The following is a 21,961-nucleotide window of genomic DNA, read 5'->3' as shown; positions in this document are numbered from 1 at the left end:
TAGGAATGCGCAACTTCGCAGGTGGCACCACCCCTCGCCGCTCCTGCGCAGTGCCGGCACGCACCGGCAGCACGACCAAGGTGATCACGTTCCGAGTCCGTGGACGTCGACCCTCGGGTCGCCGATCGGACAACGGCGTTCGCTCAAAGCCCGCACATCCACCGGCGCAGCCTCCCGCGCGTCGGTCCTGCGTTACTGAGGTCCCCACCGTGTCACTCGATTCCTTCACCCAGTCCGTCGACAAGGCGGTCAGCGGATTCTTCGAGCCCATAGCCAAGTGGCTCGGAGAAGTGGTCTTCTACTCCGTCCCCGTCGGGGGTACGGAGCTGCCGCTGATCGTGGCCTGGCTCGTCGTCGCGGGTCTGGTCTTCACCGGCTGGTTCGGCTTCGTCCAGCTGCGCAAGTTCAAGCTCGCCTTGAACGTGGTGCGGGGCAAGTACGACGAGAAGGGGTCGGCCGGTGAGGTCAACCACTTCCAGGCGCTGACCGCCGCCGTCTCCGGCACCGTCGGTCTCGGCAACATCGCGGGTGTGGCTGTCGCGGTCTCCATCGGTGGCCCCGGCGCCACGTTCTGGATGATCCTCTGCGGACTGCTGGGCATGGCGACGAAGTTCGTCGAGGTCACGCTCGGTGTGAAGTACCGCGAGGTGCACGCCGACGGCTCCGTGTCCGGCGGCCCGATGCACTACCTGCCCAAGGGCCTCGCCGAGCGCTTCGGCAAGAACGGGAAGACCCTCGGCAAGGTCCTCGCGGTCCTCGCCTCGTTCTTCGTGCTGTTCTTCGGCCTCTTCGGCGGCAACCTCTTCCAGGTCAACCAGTCCTACGCCCAGCTGGTCTCCGTCACCGGCGGCGAGGACGGCCTGATGGGCGGGTCCGCGGGCGCGCTGTTCTTCGGCATCCTGATCGCGGCCCTGGTCGGCATCGTGCTGCTCGGCGGCATCCGTTCGATCGCCTCCGTCACCAGCAAGCTGGTGCCCGCGATGGCCGGCATCTACATCGTCGCCTGCCTCGTCGTCATCGCCGTTAACGTCGACGCCGTCCCGTCCGCGATCTCCACGATCATCGAGGGCGCGTTCAACCCCCAGGGTGTCGCCGGTGGTGTCCTCGGCGCCCTGATCATCGGCTTCAAGCGGGCCGCGTTCTCCAACGAGGCCGGTCTCGGCTCCGCCCCGATCGCCCACTCCGCGGTCAAGACCAAGCACCCCGCGAGCGAGGGTCTGGTCGCCCTGCTGGAGCCGTTCATCGACACGGTCATCATCTGCACCATGACCGCCCTGACCATCGTCATCGCCAACCCGGCCAGCTATGTCGAGGTCCGCGAAGGCGGCGAGTCCATCGGCGGTGTCACGATCACCTCCGACGCCTTCGGCACGGTGCTGCCCTGGTTCCCGTACATCCTGACCCTCGCGGTCATGCTGTTCGCCATCTCCACTGTGCTGACCTGGGGCTACTACTGCATGAAGGCGTGGACCCACCTCTTCGGCCGCAGCAAGGCCAGCGAGGTGACCTTCAAGGTCTTCTACACCCTGTTCGCGGTGGCCGGCTCGCTGCTGACCCTGCAGACCCTGATCGACATGGCCGACGCGGTGCTCTTCATGCTCGCCGTCATCAACATCATCGGCCTGTACCTCCTCGCTCCGGTCGTCAAGCGGGAGTTGAACTCCTTCCTCGCCTTCGTGAAGAAGCGCGACGCCGGCCTCGACACGGACGAGGACACCGACCAGGAGCCGGTGAGGACCACCGTCTGACCGCCCCCCGGCGGCCCGGCTCCGGAAGGGCCCTGACCCCACCTCGCGCCTTGGTGGGGTCAGGGCCCTTCACCCTTGTTCCAGCAGGTGAGAGACGCCTGGTGAGACCCCCGGCCACCCGATAGGGTGTTAAGAACGCATCAATACGATGCTGGTGTGCCGGGAAGTCTGGTCGGCGTCCGAGGGGCCTCTGTGCCCATTTGTCGACATGCCCCGGAGGGTTCCTCCCCATGACCCAGGCACGCCCCCGCAAGACCGTCTTCGGCCTGCTTCCCTGGCCCGAACGCCAAGCGGTGGCCGAGGCCCTGCGCACCGAGACCGTGGGCGGTCTCGTCCTGCTCGCCGCCGCCGTCGTCGCGCTGGTGTGGGCGAACAGCCCGTGGAGCGCCGCGTACGAGTCCGTACGGGACTTCCACTTCGGCATCCCCGCCCTCGGCCTGGACCTGTCGGTCGCCCACTGGACCGCCGACGGACTCCTCGCGATCTTCTTCCTCGTCGCGGGCATCGAGCTGAAACGCGAACTCGTCGTCGGCGAACTGCGCACCCCCGCCACGGCGGCCCTGCCCGTCATCGCCGCCCTGTGCGGCATGGCGGTACCGGCGGCCGTCTACACCCTCGTCGCCGCGTCGGGCGGCGGAAGCCTCGACGGCTGGGCCGTCCCCATGGCCACCGACATCGCCTTCGCCCTCGCCGTCCTCGCCGTCATCAGCACCCATCTCCCCTCCGCCCTACGGGCGTTCCTCCTCACCCTCGCCGTCGTCGACGACCTCGGCGCCATCCTCATCATCGCCATCTTCTTCACCAGCGACCTCAACTTCTGGGCGCTCGGTGGGGCGTTCGCCGGCCTGATCCTCTTCTACGCACTCCAGCGCCTCCGGGTCCGCGGCTGGTGGTGGTACGTCCCGCTCGGCGTCAGCATCTGGGCACTGATGTACAACTCCGGCGTCCACGCCACCGTCGCCGGCGTCGCCATGGGCCTCATCCTTCGCACCACCCGGGACAAGGGCGAGGCCGCGTCCCCGGGGGCGCGCGTCTCCCACCTAGTCCACCCCTTCTCCGCAGGCGTCGCCGTCCCCCTCTTCGCCCTCTTCGCCGCCGGCGTCGGCATCTCCGGCGCCGCGCTCACCCACGTCTTCACCGACCCGGAGCCCCTCGGGGTCTTCCTCGGCCTGGTCGTCGGCAAGATCCTCGGAATCTTCCTCGGCACCTACCTCGCCGCCCGCTTCACCCGAGCCCAGCTCAACCCCGACCTCGCCTGGGCCGACGTGTTCGGGCTCGCCACGTTGGCCGGCATCGGCTTCACCGTGGCCCTCCTCATCGGCGAACTCGCCTTCCCGAACGCCACCGAGGCCGAGCACATCAAGGCCGCCGTCCTGATCGGCTCCCTCACCGCCGCCGTCCTTGCCGCCGCGCTGCTACGCCGCCGCAACCGGCTCTACCGGCGCCTGTGGGAGGACGAGGAGCGCGACGAGGACGCGGACGGCATCCCCGACATCTACCAGACGGGGCCAGCGGGCGGCAGCCGGTGACCATGCAGGACGCGGGACCCGCGGCCCTCGGGACGGCCGTCGTGGTCGCCGTCCTGATCATTCGCACCGCCGTACGTGAGATGCGCGAACCAGGGAGCGCGCGGCGAGAGTGGTCCGTCCTCCGGCAACGGCGGATCCTGGCCGCCCGAGCGGCCACGTCCTTGGTCCTCGGCGCGGTGGGGTGGGCGCATTCCGGACCGGCAGCCGTCCTATGTATGGGCCGTCCTCGCCGGGCTCCTGGCTGCTCGGATCTGCAGTGCGGAAGGTGACTGATGATGTTTCAGGTCGTGTGGATCGTGCTGTGCACGGCCAGCCTCGTGCCCATCGGGATCGCCTCCTTGCGCGGATGGACCCCGCGCTGGGTGCGCGGTTGCAGTGCGCGCGTCACCAGGGCACGCGGCATCGCCGCGTTCACGCTCTACGCAGGCTCCCTGACCCCGGCGGTACTGAGCCTCGCCGGAGTGCCGGGAGACGAACTCGTACCGCTGCGGATCACGGCCGGCCCGCTCCTGATACTCGCTGCGACGATCCTGGTGCTGTGGGCGTCGGTGACAGAGCGGCGCGACACATCGCGCTGAGGACGTGACCGTCTCGGGAGCAACAGGCGCTGCCGCACGCGGGCGACAGGGCGGAAACCTGCGACCGACGAGGCTCGTCGGTCGCGCATGCATCAGATGGGGCAGAGATCACCAGCACACGCGCCAAAACTGTCGTCGGAGTGCTGCTCATGGTGCTCGCGGGTGGAGTTCTGTTCCGTGTGGCGGGCGGAGCGGATGAGGCTTCAGGGGACGATCTGGATAGTGCCTGCCGTCGACGTGGGAATCGATTCGGTATCCCCCCGCGAAGGCGTCCGACGCACACACGAAACCAGATGCGTGCCCGCCCATGGGAGGGCGAGGGGGCTCGGTGGGCGTGTCATGGATCCGGTCCGGCCTCCGGTGCGGGATGTTCGTCCCGGCGACTGGTGAGTGTGCGGAGGTGTCCCGGTGGAGGCGAGCGACAGCGAGCGGAATCGGCCCGAGCCCACACCCCCGGCGCCGTCTGAGCCTCCGGAGCGTCCTGCTCCTCTGAGGCGCTTGCAGACTGCCGTGAATTCCGTCGTCGCGTCGGGGCCCCCGCCGGGGCCGGCGCGTCCGGAGTTCTGGCGCAGCCCGCTGCGGGGGCTGTGGCTGACCGCGGTGCTTGGGCTCGTGCTGCTGGTCGGGGTTACGGTGTTGTTCGTGACGGGTCTGGTGTCGTACGCCGCCTACAACCCGGATCTGTCGCCGGTCAACGACCAGACGCCGGACAAGGGGTGGCTCGGCTTTTACCTGTTCTCCTGGCCGACCTCGCCGTACTGGCTCTATCGGGTGAACCAGGGTGTGCACGTGGTCCTGGGTGTCGTCCTCGTGCCGGTGCTGCTGGCGAAGTTGTGGTCGGTCATCCCCAAGCTGTTCCAATGGCCGCCCGTGCGGTCGGTCAGCCACGGCATCGAGCGTCTGTCTCTGCTTCTGCTGGTGGGCGGCGCCATCTTCGAGTTCGCCACGGGCATCCTCAACGTGCAGCTGCACTACATCTTCCCGGGCTCCTTCTACGTCCTGCACTTCTACGGGGCGTGGGTGTTCATCGGTGCCTTCGTCGTCCACGTGTCCTTCCGGCTGCGGCGTGCCCTTCGCGCGGTGAGGTACGGACGAGAGCTGCCGGAGGCCGGTACGGAGGAGGCGGCCGGACTTGTGTCGCCTCGGCCCGCGCCGCCGACCATCTCCCGGCGCGGAGCCCTGGGCATGGTCGGGCTGGGGTCCCTCGCGCTGTTCGTGGTGACGGCCGGGCAGAGCGTGGGGGGCTTGTGGCGCCGGACCGCGCTGCTCGCCCCGCACGGCCAGGATCCCGGCACCGGACCGAACGGCTTCCAGATCAACAAGACCGCGGCGTCCGTCGGGATCCGGCCCAGCGACATCGGCCCCGCCTGGCGGCTGACCGTACGCGGCGCGGGGCGCCAAGTCGTGCTGACCCGAGATGAACTGCTGGCCATGGAGCAGCACGAAGCGGCTTTGCCCATCGCCTGCGTGGAAGGCTGGTCGACCCCCGACCAGCTGTGGAGCGGTGTCCGGCTCACCGACCTGGCCGCACTGGTCGGGCGGGGCACGGACACCCCACGGGCCTTGGTGGAATCGGTACAGAGGGGAGGATCGTTCAGCTCCGTCGTGCTGAGGGACAACCAGGTACGCGACCACCGATCACTCCTGGCCGTACGTGTCAACGGGGCCGTCCTCTCGCAGGACCACGGCTACCCTGCCCGCGTGATCGTCCCGGGCGCGCCCGGCGTCCACAACACCAAATGGGTCACCCGGATCACCTTCGGAGAGCCGGTATGAGCCGCATGACCGCCTTCCGTCGCCGCTATGGAGCCTCCCCGCTCCACCTGCTCCTCGTCCTGGCTTCCTTCGCCCTCGCCGCCTACGCCGGCGTCCGACTACTCAAGGGGGAGACCCTGGGCGTGGCCCTATGGTTCGTCGGGGCGGCGCTCCTGCACGACCTCGTGCTGCTCCCCTTGTACGGGGTGACCGACCGGGCCGCGCAGCGCCTGTTCTGGGAGATTCCGGGGGAGAGGTCGCCGAGGCCGAGCGTCAACTACGTGCGTGTCCCGGTCTTCGTCTCGGGGCTTCTGCTGCTGGTCTGGTGGCCACTGATCCTGGGTCAGGTCGACCACTACACCGCGTACACAGGGCTCCCGGCCGACGGGTTCCTGGAGCGCTGGCTGCTGATCACAGCCGCTCTCTTCGTCGCCTCGGCAGCGGTCCTCCTCGTCCGGCGCTTGCATGAATCGGCACCTCGACGACGAGCGGCACGACGCGAGCGACGGGCACGCGAAGCCGCGCGATGACGCGAGAGCCAGCTGCTGGAGACCCGAGCGGTGCCGGTCTGACGGCCTCTCCCGCAGGGCGCGTCGTCGGGTCGTGCGGAAGAGTACGTTCCATGACGTACGACGAAGGGCTCGCCCAGCGGATCCGGGAGGAGCTCGGTGAGCGGCCGGGCCTCACCGAGAAGCGGATGTTCGGCGGCCTGGCCTTCCTGCTGGGCGGGAACATGACCGTGGGCGTGGTCGGCGACGAACTCATCGCCCGGGTGGGTCCCGAGCGCGCCGAGGAGGCGCCGGCCCGCCCTGAGGGGCGCCCGATGGACTTCACGGGCAAGCCCATGCGCGGCTGGGTGACGGTCGGAGGCCCCTCTCTCGCAGAGGACCGGGTCCTCGACCACTGGATCACCACGGCCGTGGGTTTCGCGAGCACGCTGCCGCCCAAGTGACAGGGGTTGCAGACGGTTTCGCCTGCCTCGGACGTGCCGCTGCAGTAGCACCTGGAGGGGCGCGCCGCACACGCCGAAGGCTGGCAGCACTACGTCGGCTGGCTCGCGGTCCGGGCAGCGGGCGGCGATCCCGGCCCCGACGCCTGGATGGAGACCTCTTCGGGCTGACGGGTTCCGGTTCCGCGGCGCGACCGCACGGCAGCGCTCGCGAGGACGAGGAGGGCCGCGAGTCCGTACGCGATCGCGGCCGTCGGCTCCCGTTCGGCGAAGACCCGGCCGAGGACGTAGACGGCCGGGCCCGCTAGAGCGACGCCCAGCCATTCCCATCGTCCGTCCAGTGCGACGAGGGCGACCAGGAGCAGGGCGTACCAGGAGTACCCGGGCGTGAGGAGAGCGAACGCCCAGCCTGTGACCAGGAGCGCGCCGCTCCACGGCCGTCGGGGGTCACTGCGCCGCATCACGTACAGGGACACGCCCGCCATGACGGTGAGGGTCACCGGGAGTGCCCAGCTGTCGGGCAGGACCAGGCGGAGCAGCGCGTATCGGGGTCCGGCGGCGGGGTCGTCGTAGCCTTCCTCCTCCACATAGCCGCCGAGGTAGCCGAAGACGGAGCCCTCCGAGAGGAGGACGTAGGGAGCGTAGGCGAGCGCGATGAACGCGGCGGCGGGCAGCAGCACCGTGGTCGCGTCGCGGACGCGGCGGACTCCGGACAGCGCCCCCGGCAGGACGATGGCGGGCATGAGCTTGGTGGCGATGGCGGCGCCGAGGACCAGTCCGCCGGCGGACCGGCGATGCGGAAGGACGGCGAGGAGCCCGAGTCCGATCACGGCCAGCAGCGCCCCGAGGACGTCCACATGGGCGTTGTTGACCGCCTCGATGGGCACGGCGGGGCACCACGCCCAGTACGCGGCCCGCCGCAGGTCCGTGCCCCTGCGGCGCAGGATCAGCAGCACCGCACCGGTCACACCCAGGGAGATCAGGCCGGAGCCGATCTGGAGGGGTTTGTGCCGGGCCCCCTCAGGGGAGAGCTTGTCGACGGCCAGGAAGTACGCCTCGGCGACAGGCGGGTAGATGGTGTGCACGGCGGGCCGGTTGAGACGCGTGCAGTGCGGTACCGGCCCGGCGTGGGGGATGCGGGCGAGGTCGGGGCCGGTGCAGGCCGCCCCCGTGGGAAAGAGCCACGAGTCTCGCAGCCGGAACAGCTCCGGGTCCTGCGGAGCGTGGTCGTACGGGGAGACACCGGCCGACTGGACGCGACCGTCCCAGGCGTAGCGGTAGGAGTCGGTGCTGGTCCGGGGCGGCGCCACCAGGCCGGTCACCGTGACGGCGATCGCCCCGGCCGCGATCAGGGGTACGACATGGGCGGCCGGAACCCGGCGCAGCGCGAGCAGAGCGCCGGCGAACAGCACCCAGCACGCCGCGTACCACCAGAACAGCCCGCCGGGGTCGGCGCGGTAGCCGTCGTACCGGATGGTGAGGACGATGACGGTGGTGAGGGCGGCGAGGGCCGTGGCGGTGAGGGCGGTGCGCGGGTTCACGACCGCAGCGTTCCAGGAACGGTCCCGGATGTGCGGTCGGGCGCCCCGCGTGTCCGTGTTTCGTAAGGTGTTCCGGCCACCCACGCGGGTCGTGGCGGGGGTGTCATGGGCTCATGCGTCTCATCCCGTCTCCTGGACCGCCGATCAGCTGCAAGGCGCGTCTGCATGATGTCCGTACCGCGACCGTGATCGGCCGCTGGCTCGGGCTCGCCATCGTGGTCTGTTTCGCGACCGGTGTGCTCAGCCATTTCCTTCGGCACCCGCCCGCCTGGCTTGCCGACCGGCTGCCGAGCCGACCGTACTGGGGCTATCGGCTTACCCAGGGTCTGCATGTGGCCTCGGGCATCGCCGCGATTCCGCTGCTGCCGGCCAAGTTGTGGGCGGTCTATCCGCGGCTCTTCGCGTGGCCGCCGGTCCGGTCGGTCCGGCATGCGCTGGAGCGTTTCTCGGTGGCCGTGCTCGTCGCCGCGGGGATCTTCGAGTTGTTCACGGGGCTGCTGAACGCTTTCCAGTGGTACCCCTGGCCGTTCTGCGCAAGCAGATGAAGTCACCCTCCACACCGTAGGAACCGAGGAGCGGGAAACGCCCCTTCCAGTCTTTACGAAACGCGGACGCCATCCCGGGGGAGGCTACCTGGGCCAGAGCCGCGGCCGGACGGATGACAACTTGGGGCCATGCTGGCTCGGCGGGCTAGCCGTCTCGCCGCCGCTCCTACGGCTGCCGGGCGAGACCGGCAGTCGCGAGAGCCGGGCCTTCCGTGCCGCCCGCGAGTTCGGCCATCCCGTCGGTGAACGGCACCGCTGGACGCCAGCCCAGCTCGCGGCGTAGCCGCGCGGAGTCGGCGGTGATGTGTCGGACGTCGCCCAGCCGGTACTCGCCGGTGACCACCGGGGACGGCCCCGCGCACGAGGCGGCCAGCTCTTCGGCCATGTCGCCGACGGTCCGGGGATCGCCGCTTCCGACGTTGTACGCGGCGAAGGCCGGCCCCTCCGTCATCGCCTCCAGCGCCGTTGCGTTGGCGGAGGCCACGTCCCGTACGTGGACGAAGTCCCGCCGCTGCCCGCCGTCCTCGAAGACGCGCGGCGATTCGCCGCGCGCGAGCGCGGACCGGAACAGGGCGGCCACGCCCGCGTACGGGGTGTCGCGGGGCATGCCGGGACCGTAGACGTTGTGGTAGCGCAGTGAGATCACGCGTCCGTCGACCGCCCGGGTCCATGAGGCCGCGAGGTGTTCCTGCGCGAGCTTGGTGGTGGCGTAGACGTTCCGGGGGTCCATCGGCGCGTCCTCCGCGACCAGACCGGGTGCAAGGTCGGCACCGCAGTCCGGGCAGCGCGGCTCGAACCGACCGGCCTTCAGGTCGGCCTCGGCACGCGGACCGGGTCGGACCACGCCGTGCGCGGCACACTCGTACCGCCCCTCGCCGTAGACGACCATCGATCCGGCGAGCAGCAGCCGCCGTACCCCCGCCTCCGCCATCTGGGCCAGCAGGACCGCCGTACCCAAGTCATTGGCCGACACATATCCGGGTGCGTCCCCGAAGTCCTTGCCCAGGCCCACCTTGGCCGCCTGGTGACAGACCGCGTCGACCCCGGCCAGGGCGTCCCGTACTGCTTTCGGGTCCCGTACGTCCCGCCCGTCCTCCGCCATGTCGAACACCACCGGGTCGTGCCCACGTCCGACCAGCTCGGCGACGACGTGCGAGCCGATGAAGCCCGCTCCTCCAGTCACAAGTACGCGCATGCCCTGAAGCTATGCCGCCTCGGTTCCAGCGAGGTGTCCGACGGGCCGCGCGTCACGGATCTGTAAGGGGATCCGCTTCACGAACACGATCTACAAAGCCAGTCAGGGGCCTGATCGACTTCTCGAATCAGGCCCCTGACCTGGTGCCTCAGCTGTCGGGGTGGCGGGATTTGAACCCACGACCTCTTCGTCCCGAATGAAGTGGGCTGCTTCGACTTCTACCGCAGGGCTTATACAGCCGCCGGGACAACTCCCACGGCACCATTCCACGCGATCACTCCACCTTCACGGAGGTGCCTGCGCTCCACCCGAATTACGCTCTCTGCGGCGATACTCGGCGCGCTCGTCCTGCCGGTGCTGTCCACCGCCACCGCCAGTGCGTCGCCCGCCGCCGCGCCTGCGGCGCTCGCGAGCAGCTGTTACGACCTGCCGCCGCTGCCGTACGAGGTGCACACCGCGGCCGTCACCATCCGGTCCAGGGCCACCACGAACGAGGGCCTCCACCACCTGCTCGACCCGTGCTTCCGCTTCCTCCGGGTCGAACGGCAGGGCCTCCAGTTCGGACGTGGTGATCCGGTCGGATTTCACGGTCGGCGAAGGCACCCTCGCCGACCAGCGCCCACAAGGGCTTGCTATTGGCCTCGGCCGGGGCGATGCCGAGGGCGTTGTCCTTGGGCGGCGTCGTACCAGGCCCCCTTCGAAGAACGCCCGGTGTCCAAGGAGGTGCAGCAGAACCTTCGGCGATTCAGCGACGACGGGGGCCGGGGAGTTCGGGGTGCCGTAGCCCCAGCCCGCGTGCACGTACGAGACGCCGGCGCGGAGGGCCGCCTCCTGGTCGACTTACGGGTTCGTCGTCGGAGGGGGTGACGACGAACCCGTGCGGATCAGGAGACCTTCACACGGACCGGATCGCCGAACAGACCCGGGGTGAACGTCACGTAGTCCGCCGTGAAGGCGCCCTTCCCCGTGACGACGCCGGACACGTTCTCGCCGGGGGCGAGCTTCACAGCGTCAAGTTGGTTCTCGTCCGCGGCCAGTTCGTGGGTGCGCTTCGTGCCGTTCGTGTCCGTGATGGTGAAGTACAGCGGGTTGACGTCGACCGTCTCGTCGCCGTTGTTCGTGATCGTGACCTTGACGCTCGTGTACGCCTCGTCTCCGGCCAGGATGGACTTCGCGAACTTGGTCTTCGTCGCGGTGACCTTCACCGGGGAGTCACTGGCCGGCTCCTCCTTGGCCGGGGCCTTTGCGGACGGCTTGGCGGCCGGCTGCTCCGCGGCGCTCGTGGGCGCGGGCCTGTGGGCCTTGTCGTCGCTGGTGCCGCCGTCGTACGTGAACAGGGCGATGACGATGACACGGAGGAGGCCGAGGAGTACGCGGACGCCCACGGCTTCCGCTCCACCCGCCCCCTCGGGCCCGGCTGGACGATCCTCGGCCCGATCGACGACATCGGCCGCGAGGAGAAGCAGTTCCCGTAAGAGGGCTCGCGGAACGCTTCGCCTGGAACCACCAGACACCGCCCTCGACCGGCTCGGAGACCGCGTCCGGCCCGGCGGAACGACGAAGGCATCGCCCGCGCCACCGGGCGCACGTGGCCGCCGCCCGAGCTCGCCTCCTTCGACGAGAACCCCGGCCTGTCACCCTCCACGCCGAAGGACGCCGCGCTGGCCGCAGCCACCGCAGGGCGATTCTTGAAAACCGGCCGGCGTAGCTCCACGCCTCAATTAGGCCCGTGTTCAACGAAGTGGGGACAGTGCCGCTGTCGTGGTTCCTAGAGACAGGAAACCGTTGTGGGTCGGGGCCCCGGTGGGACCCCGACCCGTGTTGGTGAAGCCCGAGGATCAGCCAGGCTTGTCGATACTGCTCAGTTCAGGGCCTCACCGGCTGTCGACGAGCAGTTCGGACCTGAGTCCGTCTAGAAGTCGCGAACGTGCCACTTCTGGTAGACGTTCTCCGCGACCGCGGTGTCCTTGCTCCACAGGGTGAGCCACACGCCACTTTCCAGGGAGTTGCCCTTTGGCGTGATGACTTTTCCGTACCCGTTGATGATCTGCCCGCCGACCTGGGAGAACTTCTGGACGTCACTTGCGGGATTGCAGGTCCAGAGGGTGAGCAGGGCGCCGTTGACGTTTGCTCCGTTCCCCTGGGGGGTGAGGCACTTTCCGCTGGCCTTGTGCACGAGGAGGCCGTTGTCGAGCTTCCACCTCTGGGATTCCGAGCCGGTGCAGGCCCAGATCGTCACCGGGGTGCCGTTGTCGGTCTTGTCGCCTTGGGGCGTCGCGCAGATGAAGCCCGGCCGCCAGGGGTTGACGAGCCAGCCGTAGCCTTCCGCGTCCGCCCGGCCTGCGTACGCTTCGAGGGAGAACACCACTCGCTGTGCTCCCCAGCCCTTGCTGTCGAGACCCTCGTTGAGGCCCCAGAGACGTTGTGCACGCCAGTCCCAGGAGAGCCCCTGCGTCAGCTGCGGCGCCTGCGACAGGACGCGGGGCGCCTCGCCGGGCTTGGCCATGTGGAGGCACGAGTACCTGTCCCCCGTGTCGCCCATCGGATAGCCGGCGGGGCACACGCCGGACATGAAGTAGTTGCCGGTCGCGCCGTCCCGGGCTATGCCCTGAATACCCCAAACGGGGCTCTCCAGCCACGTCCCCGTCGACGCGAGCTGCACGGACGGCGGGGCGAAGGCGAGGCTCGGGAGGTCCCAGCGGACGATGCGCCCACCGGCGTTGCCGTAGTTCTCGGCCGAGACCATGGTGTGGGTGTAACGGTCGACGCTCAAGGTGCTGAGGCAGAGCGGCCCGAGGTGGGGGCCGCAGGCACGGGGGCCGCCCGCGCCGAAGGGCTGCAGGTCCGTGTCGACCTGGGCGTTGGCCTTGGTGGTGTAGCGCGCGACGAGGGGCAGTGCCCAGCGGTGGTGGCGTGCCGAGCTCTTGCCGCCGGACAGACCGGTGCCGCTGCCGGCTGTGTCGGTCATGCGCCAGATGTGTCGCAGGTCATAGACCTGGAGCTCCATGCCGTTCGCGACGAACAGCATGTCCTCGTACCACGCGACACCATCCGCGTGGGAGCGGTACGTCAGCTCCTTGAAGTTGCCGTTCACTGGCTCGACGAGCGCGATGTTTCCGTAGGAGACGGCGTTGTTGAAGGCCTGCGAGAGGGTGACGCGCGTGTACTCCTCGATGGTGGACGGGCTCCGTCCGTCCACCCACGTGCCGAAATACCAGGACGAGACGTTGAGAGAGGACTGCCCCTGGTACAGGCCTGAGTCGGTGGCGGCGTGGGCCCCTGCGAAGCCCTGGGGCATCCAGCCGCCCGCCGGATCGGCGTAGTTGCTGTGGTCGAGCTCGGAGCCCCAGCAGTACCCGTCGTACCGCAGCGTTCCGTTCAGGCCCGTGCCATGGCACAGACCCGCGATGCCGTCGTTCTCCCCGAGGACCTCGGTGACGGAGGCCTTCTGGACGCCGGCTGCTTCGACCGACGCGATGAACTGGCGCTTGTCGCCGTCCACCCGCGTGAGCGTCCACGAACCGGTGCGCTCGATGAGATCTGCCGCCGCAGCCGGCTGCGCGGGTGCCAGCACGGTGGCGGCGATCGCCACCCCGAGCGAGTAGCTAAGGAGGCGCCGAACGCGCCCGAACATATGTTTCACCGCGACAGGATAGGGGAGACCGCGAAGGCGCACTGACCTGCACTGCCGCCCCCGACGCCATCCGTCATCACGCCGCAACCAACGGCGGCGGGCGCCGGTGGTCTGGCCGGTGCGGTGGAGTGATGCTGTCGCCGCAGGCGCTGTACCGGTGTCCGGCCGGCGACGGGGTCAGTCGACCTCGACGTACGTGACGATCAGGATGCTGCCGAGAGCGGTCGCGTAGAACACGATCCGCACGCCCTCGTGCTGGTAGTCGCGGAGGGCCGACGCCGTGGCGTGGCGCGTCACCGCTACAGGATCGGCGGCGATCTCGTTGAGCGTCCCGTCGAGGGCGACGCCCTGGGCCTGGTCGTCGCGCGGGGGGCAGGCCGTTCTCGAGACGGATGTCCTCCCAGTCGCGGCACCGGTCGAGGTCGATGCCTTCGGCGGCGAGGTTCTCCAGGACGTAGGCGAGCGCGAGGTTCCTGGGGAACTCGGCACGGGCGGCATCGGGCAGTTCGCGCTGCTCGGCCTCGTTGAAGGTCAGGTTCGCCATCGGGTCCCTCCGGCGGTCGAATGCTCCGTCGAGGCTGGCGCAGCAGCCGACCACGTGGGTCTGGTCAGGATGCCTCGAGGGCGGCGAGGGCGCCGATCAGCTTCCGTGCCGCGGCCTTCGTCAGCCTCTTGGACGCCGTGGTCATCCGCTCGCGGGGAGCACGCGGCTTGATGTCGGTCCCCTTGGTCGCCTTGAAGAACTCGGCGTCGAACCGCTCCTTGCCCGCGGTCTCCGCGAGCTTCGCCAGGTACGCCAGCTGCTTGTCCGTGGCCGGCTCGGTCTTGGCCTTCGCGGCACGTTCCCGCCGCGGCCCGTAGACGCGTTCGTTCTCCGCCTTCCGCGCGGCTTCGGCCTCAGGGCTCCGGCAGGTGACATGAACGGTCTCGTGCCAGGGCTGAGTGCCTGGTTTGCCGGTGACGGCTTCCCAGAGCGCGTTGGCCGTCAGGGCCTGCTCGTCGACACCCTCGGTGAGCCCGGGCCCGACCAGACCGTAGTAGCCGGATTTGCCGCGCGGGATGACGGTGAATCCAGCGGGGATGACGTGGGCGGTCAGCCAGTCCTGCCCGCAGCCGCAGTGCGTCGCGTGGTAGCGGCTCCACTTGCTTTCCAGCGGCTCGTACACGAGCCGGTCGCCGTAGTACTTCGGATCCCTCGCGAATCCAGACATCGGCTCCCCCTGGTGATCATCAGTCTGAAGTCCGAGTATCGCAGCGACCACTGACACTCTGGGCCCGAACCGGCCACCTCGCGGACATGCCGGCGCCCCCGTCCAGAGCGGGCATGCAGGGAAGACCTGCGGTCGATCTGAGAAGAGTCCTCCGCGGAGGCGGCTGAAGTCGAAAGCGGCGCGGCCGACGACGATTTCCGCCGGGAGGCATGGACCGAGCAGATCGGGCTGTACGGCGTGACGTGCAGGTTGCGCCGTATGGAGGATAAGCACATCATGTGGGTCGTTTTCGGGCCAATCATCGCGGGAGGCGCTCTCATCTCCCTGGTAACGGCGTGGCAGCGCCTTTGCCTGGCGAGGCGCGGGCAGTGGATCGAGGCGGACGTGGTCACCGTTCGCGAGATCGAGGACTCCGACGGCGACTCCCGCTTCTATCCGGTCGTAGCGTTCACCCGCCGGGGGGCGAGCGTGTGGAGGTCGAGTCAGGCAAGGGGAAGCTGTATCCCCCTGAGCTCGGCGCTTTCCCCGGCGGAAAGGCGCTTGTCCACTACGACCCGGCAAAGCCGAAGCGGATGGAGATCCGTGGCTACGAGCGCGACGGCGCTTTCGTGTACCTGATGATGGGCGTCGTCTTCATCTTCTGTCTGCTCATCACCGCCTCAGGACGTTCTCAGCGGCCACAGCTTCTCGGCCAGATTCGGCGCAGCGGAGCGTTGTGGCCCTTGGCTCGGGCGGTGGACGATCACGCGATGGCGATGTTGGAGACGATCCTCGCGACGGTCACTGGCCAGGGCGGCGCCGGCCTTGGTGCCGCTGGGGCCCTCGTGATGCAGCGGGCGAAACGCCGCGACGATGCCGCAGCCGCCGAGAGAGATGCCTGGCGGGCAGGGGAAGAGCTCACCCTTGAGATCATCGCCACGGCGCGAGCTGCGGCCAAGGCTTGGCTGAGCACATCAGAACGCGTGATCGACGACCTACGGCATGGGCGGGCGGTCGACGTCGACCGCTACGACGAGCAGACGGAGGCGGCGTCAACGGAGTTCATCTCCGCGCTGTACCGCCTGGCGGGACGCCGGCTTCCCGACACACGCCTGACAGGCAGCAGCACGACGCCGGTGGGCCCATTCGACTCCCGCCCCCTTGCAGACATGCTCTCGGAAACCTCGCATCGCATCCGCAACACTCTCCATCGAAGCGCAGAGGCGCCGATCCCCGATCCGGAGCTCGACGACACCTTGAGCCAGACCCAGACCGCCTACTGGAACATCAACACGTTCCTGATCCGGAACACCGAAGCCCTCACCGGCCAGCTGTTCCCCCCACCGATGATGTACGAGCCATCGTTTCGCGGGCCGGAGGGTGACCGGGCATGAGTGACTGGGGAATCGCCCTGATCGCCGCCGGGTCGGCCATCTTGGGCAATTCGTGACGGGGTTCTTCGCGTGGAAGGCCGGCCACCGACAAGCCGCGGCGGCCGAACACGCGGGAAATCGACAGGCCGACGCGCTGATATCGACTGTGCAGGCGACCCTCGACCAGCAGCGGCGGACCAACGCAGAAGAACAGCGTCGCGTCGATGCAGCGCTCGTTCACGAGGGCGCCGGGTCCCCCGAGCCGGTAGCGCCCTCGAGTTACTTCCACACCATCCACCCGCCGAACTTCGAGGCGAGCGCCGCCGAGGACGACCCGCGCCGGGAGGCGGGTGGACGGAGAAGCAGATCGGGCTGTACGGCGTGATGCTCGAGCTGTACGACCAGGAGCTGATCTGGCGGCGGTGCTCCGTCTTCGCCTCGATGACCTCGACGAGCGCATCACGGTGGTGGTCGACGAGCTGCAGGTCGGCCAGGTGCTCGACCGTCATGGTGTCCACCAGGGCCGGCGCCCCCTCGATCTCCTCCGCGGGCAAGCGCGAGGCGCTCCCGACGTGTTGAAGCACAGCTCATGGAAAGCGAGAAGAAGGATCTCTCGTGCGGAATCGGCGCGCTGATCTGCGCTGACGTCCTGCGTCCCGACGTTCGCTGCATCGTGACCCGGAAGTGGCCGGGGCTGCTTGACGCACTGGCGGCCGCACCCGAACGTACAGGCGTCGCCGTTGGTCAGGCGGACTCGTTCAGGTGGGCAGTGTCGTTGAGGGCGGCGAGGATCCAGCGGGTGTTGTGGTAGTCGTCCTGGCGTCGTTCGAAGCGGCTGAGGCCTGCGTGGGAGGTGCCGAAGCCGATCGCCGGGCTCTGGCTGACCGGGATGCCGAGGAGGAGATGGCAGGCCGCATAGAGGGTTTCGCCGTGTGCGGCCAGCAGGACGTGCTGACCGTCGTGGCGTTCGAGGAGACCTGTGAGGTGGCGGGTGGCTCGGGCCAGATAGCTGTTCCAGGGTTCGGCACCAGGTGCGTACGGGCGGTCCGGATGGGTCTGCGGGGCTCCCTGGAAGGCTGTTTCGACCTCACGCCAGAGCATGCCGTCCGCTTGGCCGTGTCGGGGGCCGTCGAGGCCCGGGTCGGTGAGGAGGGGGAGGCTGAGGGCGGCCGAGAGGAGGCGACCGGTCTCCTGGAGGCGTCGGCGGGGCCCCGCGTACACGGCGTCGATACGGTCGTCGGTGCTCTGCGCAGCGGCGAGTCGGGCAGCCAGGCGTTCGGTCTGTTGCCGGCCGAGGTCGGTGAGTCCGGTGCAGGTCTTTGGTCCGCCGACGCGGCCTTCGACGTTGCACCGGGCTTGTCCGTGGCGGGCGATGACCAGACGTGTGGTGACGGTCATGATCGATGTGCTGTCAGAGGCTTGCGGCGAGTCTGTCGGCCGTGCGGAGGGTGAGAGCGGCGAGCGTGAGGGTGGGGTTGGCGGTACTGCCGGTGGGGAAGACGGAGTTGCCGACGACCCAGAGGCTGGGGTGGGCGTGGGAGCGGCCGTCGGCGTCGACGACGGAGGTGGCTCGGTCGGTGCCCATGCGGGTGGTGCCCATGGGGTGTCCGGCTCCGTTGTACTTCAGGGTGGGCTGAAGCGGTTCGATCTCTTCCGCGCCGGCCGTTTCCTCCAGGTGCTGCCAGAGGCGGCGGGCGACCGAGTGCCCGTAGGCGAGGGCCCGCTTGGAGTAGTCGTCGATCTTGAAAGCGATCTTGGGGCGGGGTACGTCGAGGCCGTCGCGCTGGTCGGAGAGGGTGACCCGGTTGGCGGGATCGGGGAGCTGTTCGGTGGAGTAGCCGATGCGCGCCATGCGCGTGACGCGCTCGGCGAGCTTGTCCTTGAGGTCGTCGCCGTAGTGCTTGAGCTTCTTGCCGACCGGGTCCCACATCAGCTTGTCGAGTGCGGCGGCGGGGGATTCGAAGCGGCCCCAGCCGTCGTTGCCGATCGTCATGCGGAAGGCTCCGGTGGTGCGGCGCCAGTCGCCGTCGCGGAAGGTCTCGATGCTCAGGGTGGACTGGGGACCTCGGAAGGGGAAGACGGGCTGCCCGAACAGGCCGACGACCTCTTCGGCGAGGTGGTCCATGAGGTTGCGGCCCACCTGGTCGCTGCGGTTGTCCAGGCCGGAGATCAGCCACAGTTTCGGGGTCTCGATGGCGTTGAGGGCCAGGACGACATGGGTGCCGTTGACCTGCTGCTCGGCACGGTCGGCGGTGGTCCAGTCGCGGAAGACCACGGTCGGCGAGGCGCTGCCGGGGCGGGGGATGAGCCGGGTGATGGTGCACCCGGTGCGTACCTCGACGTCGAGTTCATCGCGGGCTCTTCGGACATGGATGGAGGCGTCGTACTTGGCGCCCGAGGGGCAGACCGGGATGCAGCTGGAGTTGCCCTGGCAGGCTTGGCGGCCCTGGTACGTCTGGGAGTTGCGCGCCTGCGGGGTGGTAACCACCGTGACGGGGATCTCGTCGATCTCGTCGATGGTCGCGAGCGCGGCCCGCATGAGTTCGTCTCCGTAGCTGGCGACGATTCCGGGCATGGGGAAGTCGGTGCTGCGCGGGGTGAGGGCAGTCCATTCGTCGTGGTTGCCGGAGACTCCGAGCTCGTTCTCGGCCTGCGCGTAGAAGGGTTCGAGATCGTTGTAGGTCAGCGGCCAGTCGACGGCGACGCCGAAGCGGCTCTTCATCTCGAAGTCGCTGGGCAGGAAGCGGGGGCTGTTGCCGCGCCAGGCCCAGGTGCTGCCCCCGACCATGCGCTGGAACCCGCTCTTGAACAGGTCGGGGCCGGCCTCGACGTAGTAGCGGTTCATGGCGACCGGGTCGCCGACCCCGTCGGAGGATGGGGCAAAGCCGTCCTTGTTGTTGGGCAGGGCCGCGTACGGTGAGGGCACGTTCTTCGAGGCGGAGACCTGGTAGGCGTCGACGAACGCGGCGCGCTGGCCGTCGTCGATGCCGTTGTCGCCGGCGTCGATGAGTAGCACGCGGGCCTGGGGCTTGGCTTCCTTGATCCGGCAGGCGCACAGCGCTCCTGCCACGCCGGCACCGACGATGACGACGTCGTAGGCAGTGTCCATGGAATGTCCTCGTCTCAGGGGTGCTGGGCCCAGTAGCCGTACCCGCCGGGCACCGGTGCCGCGGAGAGCGGGTGCGCGCTGATCGCCTGCCACACCAGGGCACCGCGGTAGCGGGCCGGGGTGTCGGGCCCGGCCTGGGTGTTGTCGGGCCTGGTGAACTGGGCGGTGTACCAGATCGCGAGCGTCTCGCGGGCGATGCGGGCGAGTTCGGGATCGGCGTTCACCGCGGCGAACAAGGCAGCCCCTGGGTCGGGCTGACCTGAGGCGGTGCGGTAGGCATCGACCAGGCGGGTGAGTGCGGCCGGGTAGTGGGTTTCGAGGCGGGTGCGATGCGCATCCGCGGTGGCCTGGTCCAGCGGCGCTTCGCCGGTCAGGAGTTCGGACAGGGCGCGGAAGTCCGCGGCGTGGGTCATGGCGCGCTCCTCGTTCACTTCTCGACGAATACGAGGTCCTCGGCCGGATGGGTCATCCGCACCTTGCTGTCGATGACTTCGACGACTTCGTCCAGACCCGTCGTGGGGTGACCGGTGGAGATGATCCAGAACTCGTCCGCCTCCTGATCCAGGAAGTCCGGGAAACCGGTCAGGTCCGGTGCGTGGGGGTCGCCGAGGTACAGGTAGTCCACCAGCCGCCGGAACAGCTTGGGCAGGATCACGACGTCGTCCTGGAGGGAGTCGATGCCGGTGACGGTCGCGCCGTCCAGCGTGGCGTCGTCCTTCCAGAGTCCCTTGTTCTCCGCCTGCGCCCGGCGCACCGCGGCGGTCAACTCGTCGCGCAGGTCGGGGAAGAGTTTCTTGTAGTACGTCGGGTAGGCCAGACCCATGTCGAGGATGTGGTGGTTGAACGTGGTGCGCAGCAGGGCCTCGTCGACGTGGATCTGTGTGCCGCTGGTACCCGGGGGTGTGCCCGTGCCGACGAGGGCGATGCAGCGCTTGTCGCGGCCCGCGCCGCGGGTCAGGATCCAGCCGGGCCGGGTCGTGGGAGTGGCCGCGGTGACGGTCTCGTCCTCCGTGCGCTCCACGCTGGTGAAGCCGAGCCAGTTCGTCAGCTCGTCCCGGGCGGCTCGGCCGTGGAGCCACGGCTGGTGGACCTCGGGGTTGCCGTTGCGTGAGTAGTGGGTCTCCAGCGTGTCGATGGCGTCCAGCCGCAGCCTGCCTTTGCCGGACGTGTTGTGCTCGACCTTGTGGGGGCCGGGGACGAGCTCCCACTCCTCCTTCTTGTCAGGCGTGAACTGGACGGTGTCCCCGTCCGGCCGGCCTCCGATGAGATGGTACGAACCCTTGATCAGCAACATGGGCATGACGATGTGGCTCCCTCGCGACGGGCACGAACACCGAACAGATCCTCACTCAGCGTTACAGAGTAGAGGTTTCTGGTGTACAGAGGGTGAAACCGTGCAAGGCGTTCGCTCGTTCAGCCCTTCTCGGCTCCGCACCCTCGCCCAGGGGCCACCGTCAGGTACGACACCCACCGCACGGGTCCACTGGCAGCCCCGACCGCCTAGTTCAGAGAACTGACGAGTTCGAAGCTCACAGCGCCGGACCAGATCGGTCGAGCCATTTTCACGTTCTCCCATGCCAGGCCCCTGGCGGATTCCCGCGGTAGGCACTTCGATCCCGTGATCGCACCCCCTGGGGGTCGGCCTGGACGCTGAAACCCTTTTGCGCGCCTTCTCGTGGAAGCGGCATCGCTGTCCGCCGTCGGCCACCCAGATTTCAGCCCATCGGGGTGGAGTTTTGAGTAGACGGCCTGCTCAATGGGCCAGCCGCCTCCCCTTTGCAGGTGTTCAGTGCTGCGGTGACGACCTCCGAGGCGATCGTGAAGCAGCCTCCGGCGTAAGGGTGGTGGCTGATTGACTGGGGAACGGATCGCGGGCTACCAGGTGGAGAGCGAGATCGGCCGTGGGGCGATGGCCGTTGTCTACCGCGCGAAGGATCCGCGCCTGGATCGCGATGTGGCCTTGAAGGTCTTCGCACCTGGCTTGAGTCAAAGCGATCGATTCCGTCGACGTTTCGCGTTCGACACACGGGTGGTAGCGGCGATCGATCACCCTCATATCGTGCCGATCTTCGAAGCGGGGGAGACAGACGACGGCCTCCTGTACCTCGTCATGCGCTACATCCTCGCGCCCGACCTGGGAACTCTCTTGGACCGTGATGGTCCGCTGCCCGTAGCAGCTGCTGTGCGCATCGCCGCGCAAGCGGCATCAGCGCTTGATGCGGTGCACTCCCACGGTGTCCTGCACGGGGACGTGAAGCCCGGCAGCATCCTGGTCGCCGAGGGCACGGACCGCGATCACCCGGAGTTCGTCTACCTCAAGGACTTCGGGCTGGCGAAGCCGCTGCTCGACGGCTCCGGCCGGGATCGTGAGATTCTGGGCACCCCAAAGTACATGGCACCGGAGCGAATCTCCGAGCAGCCCGTGGATGGCCGGAGCGATCTGTACAGCCTGGCCTGCGTCGTCTACGAAGCCCTCGCTGGTCGGCCGCCGTTCCAGCGCGATGACCCCATGCAGCTGCTGTGGGCGCACATGCACGATTTGCCCCCTGAGGTTTCCCTGGGACGTCCGGACATCCCGCCTGGTGTCGATGTGGTGATGGCCAAGGCGCTGGCCAAGTCTCCCGAGGATCGTTACGCCTCGTGTCACGCGTTCGTGGTCGACTTGCGGTCCGCCGCGAGCTCTGGCCCCCCAGGAGCGGCCGTGCCGCCGCATCCGGAGGTACAGACGCCGGCCCCACCCCCGCCGGCTGCGGGGGGTGGAAGCATCACACCGCCCGGTCCGCCGTTCGGTGACGATGACGACGAGTGGTGACGC

At 68.9% G+C, this 21,961-nt stretch carries 17 protein-coding genes and 1 pseudogene; 9 read left to right on the top strand and 9 right to left on the bottom strand.

From position 1 onward, the window contains the following. Nucleotides 1–209 precede the first annotated feature (209 nt). The 6 genes from ACGFMM_RS32580 (at nucleotide 210) to ACGFMM_RS32555 (ending at nucleotide 6,562) form a co-directional block, all read left to right on the top strand. On the top strand, nucleotides 210–1,748 hold the full coding sequence (locus ACGFMM_RS32580; RefSeq protein WP_393650087.1) for an alanine/glycine:cation symporter family protein: 1,539 nt from the start codon (nucleotides 210–212) through the stop codon (nucleotides 1,746–1,748). A gap of 230 nt (nucleotides 1,749–1,978) precedes the next feature. Beyond that, complete coding sequence (gene nhaA / locus ACGFMM_RS32575; RefSeq protein WP_393650086.1) at nucleotides 1,979–3,277, top strand: Na+/H+ antiporter NhaA; 1,299 nt, start codon at nucleotides 1,979–1,981, stop codon at nucleotides 3,275–3,277. 272 nt (nucleotides 3,278–3,549) lie between these two features. Beyond that, nucleotides 3,550–3,855: a hypothetical protein gene (locus tag ACGFMM_RS32570; protein WP_393650085.1), complete on the top strand. Its 306-nt coding sequence runs from the start codon at nucleotides 3,550–3,552 to the stop codon at nucleotides 3,853–3,855. A 498-nt stretch (nucleotides 3,856–4,353) separates the two neighbouring features. Beyond that, nucleotides 4,354–5,631, top strand: a complete 1,278-nt coding sequence (locus tag ACGFMM_RS32565) for a molybdopterin-dependent oxidoreductase (protein WP_393650084.1) — start codon at nucleotides 4,354–4,356, stop codon at nucleotides 5,629–5,631. Nucleotides 5,632–5,636: 5 nt separating this feature from the next. Beyond that, nucleotides 5,637–6,140, top strand: coding sequence for a hypothetical protein (locus ACGFMM_RS32560; RefSeq protein ID WP_393650106.1), 504 nt, complete (start codon nucleotides 5,637–5,639; stop codon nucleotides 6,138–6,140). Between the two features lie 92 nt (nucleotides 6,141–6,232). Next, the gene (locus tag ACGFMM_RS32555; RefSeq protein WP_393650083.1) at nucleotides 6,233–6,562 is read left to right on the top strand and encodes a TfoX/Sxy family protein; all 330 of its coding nucleotides are present in this window, start codon (nucleotides 6,233–6,235) and stop codon (nucleotides 6,560–6,562) included. A gap of 89 nt (nucleotides 6,563–6,651) precedes the next feature. Here ACGFMM_RS32555 and ACGFMM_RS32550 read toward each other — a convergent pair whose 3' ends face one another. Further along, nucleotides 6,652–8,100, bottom strand: a complete 1,449-nt coding sequence (locus ACGFMM_RS32550) for a glycosyltransferase 87 family protein (RefSeq protein ID WP_393650082.1) — start codon at nucleotides 8,098–8,100, stop codon at nucleotides 6,652–6,654. 113 nt (nucleotides 8,101–8,213) lie between these two features. Between ACGFMM_RS32550 and ACGFMM_RS32545 the strand changes: the two are divergent. Further along, nucleotides 8,214–8,630, top strand: a pseudogene (locus ACGFMM_RS32545) (molybdopterin-binding protein); the annotation flags it as partial. Between the two features lie 181 nt (nucleotides 8,631–8,811). On the opposite strand, the gene ACGFMM_RS32540 reads toward ACGFMM_RS32545, so the two are convergent. From ACGFMM_RS32540 to ACGFMM_RS32525, 4 genes are all read right to left on the bottom strand, one after another. Beyond that, nucleotides 8,812–9,840, bottom strand: a complete 1,029-nt coding sequence (locus tag ACGFMM_RS32540; protein ID WP_393650081.1) for an NAD-dependent epimerase/dehydratase family protein — start codon at nucleotides 9,838–9,840, stop codon at nucleotides 8,812–8,814. 884 nt (nucleotides 9,841–10,724) lie between these two features. Then, nucleotides 10,725–11,225 carry a DUF4352 domain-containing protein gene (locus ACGFMM_RS32535; RefSeq protein WP_393650080.1) on the bottom strand — a complete coding sequence of 167 codons (501 nt, stop codon included), beginning with the start codon at nucleotides 11,223–11,225 and terminating at the stop codon, nucleotides 10,725–10,727. Between the two features lie 527 nt (nucleotides 11,226–11,752). Beyond that, entirely contained in the window at nucleotides 11,753–13,474 is a 1,722-nt protein-coding gene (locus tag ACGFMM_RS32530; RefSeq protein WP_393650079.1) for an RICIN domain-containing protein, read from the bottom strand. 608 nt (nucleotides 13,475–14,082) lie between these two features. Further along, on the bottom strand, nucleotides 14,083–14,685 hold the full coding sequence (locus ACGFMM_RS32525; RefSeq protein ID WP_393650078.1) for a hypothetical protein: 603 nt from the start codon (nucleotides 14,683–14,685) through the stop codon (nucleotides 14,083–14,085). Nucleotides 14,686–15,155: 470 nt separating this feature from the next. On the opposite strand from ACGFMM_RS32525, the gene ACGFMM_RS32520 reads away from it, so the two are divergent. Then, nucleotides 15,156–16,058 (top strand): hypothetical protein, encoded by a 903-nt coding sequence (locus ACGFMM_RS32520; RefSeq protein ID WP_393650077.1) that lies wholly within the window; start codon nucleotides 15,156–15,158, stop codon nucleotides 16,056–16,058. A gap of 723 nt (nucleotides 16,059–16,781) precedes the next feature. On the opposite strand, the gene ACGFMM_RS32515 is transcribed toward ACGFMM_RS32520, so the two are convergent. The 4 genes from ACGFMM_RS32515 to ACGFMM_RS32500 are packed head-to-tail and all read right to left on the bottom strand — an operon-like array spanning nucleotide 16,782 to nucleotide 20,446. Continuing rightward, nucleotides 16,782–17,435: a histidine phosphatase family protein gene (locus ACGFMM_RS32515; protein ID WP_393650076.1), complete on the bottom strand. Its 654-nt coding sequence runs from the start codon at nucleotides 17,433–17,435 to the stop codon at nucleotides 16,782–16,784. A 13-nt stretch (nucleotides 17,436–17,448) separates the two neighbouring features. Next, nucleotides 17,449–19,146, bottom strand: coding sequence for a GMC family oxidoreductase (locus ACGFMM_RS32510; protein ID WP_393650075.1), 1,698 nt, complete (start codon nucleotides 19,144–19,146; stop codon nucleotides 17,449–17,451). A gap of 14 nt (nucleotides 19,147–19,160) precedes the next feature. After that, the gene (locus ACGFMM_RS32505) at nucleotides 19,161–19,559 is read right to left on the bottom strand and encodes a sugar dehydrogenase complex small subunit (protein ID WP_393650074.1); all 399 of its coding nucleotides are present in this window, start codon (nucleotides 19,557–19,559) and stop codon (nucleotides 19,161–19,163) included. Nucleotides 19,560–19,573: 14 nt separating this feature from the next. Further along, the gene (locus ACGFMM_RS32500) at nucleotides 19,574–20,446 is read right to left on the bottom strand and encodes a thermonuclease family protein (protein ID WP_393650073.1); all 873 of its coding nucleotides are present in this window, start codon (nucleotides 20,444–20,446) and stop codon (nucleotides 19,574–19,576) included. 552 nt (nucleotides 20,447–20,998) lie between these two features. Between ACGFMM_RS32500 and ACGFMM_RS32495 the strand changes: the two genes are divergently transcribed. Then, nucleotides 20,999–21,958 (top strand): serine/threonine-protein kinase, encoded by a 960-nt coding sequence (locus ACGFMM_RS32495; RefSeq protein ID WP_393650072.1) that lies wholly within the window; start codon nucleotides 20,999–21,001, stop codon nucleotides 21,956–21,958. Nucleotides 21,959–21,961: the final 3 nt, after the last annotated feature.

Source organism: Streptomyces sp. NPDC048604 (genome assembly GCF_043199435.1).
GTDB lineage: Bacteria > Actinomycetota > Actinomycetes > Streptomycetales > Streptomycetaceae > Streptomyces.
This window is presented reverse-complemented; position numbering and strand designations above follow the sequence as displayed.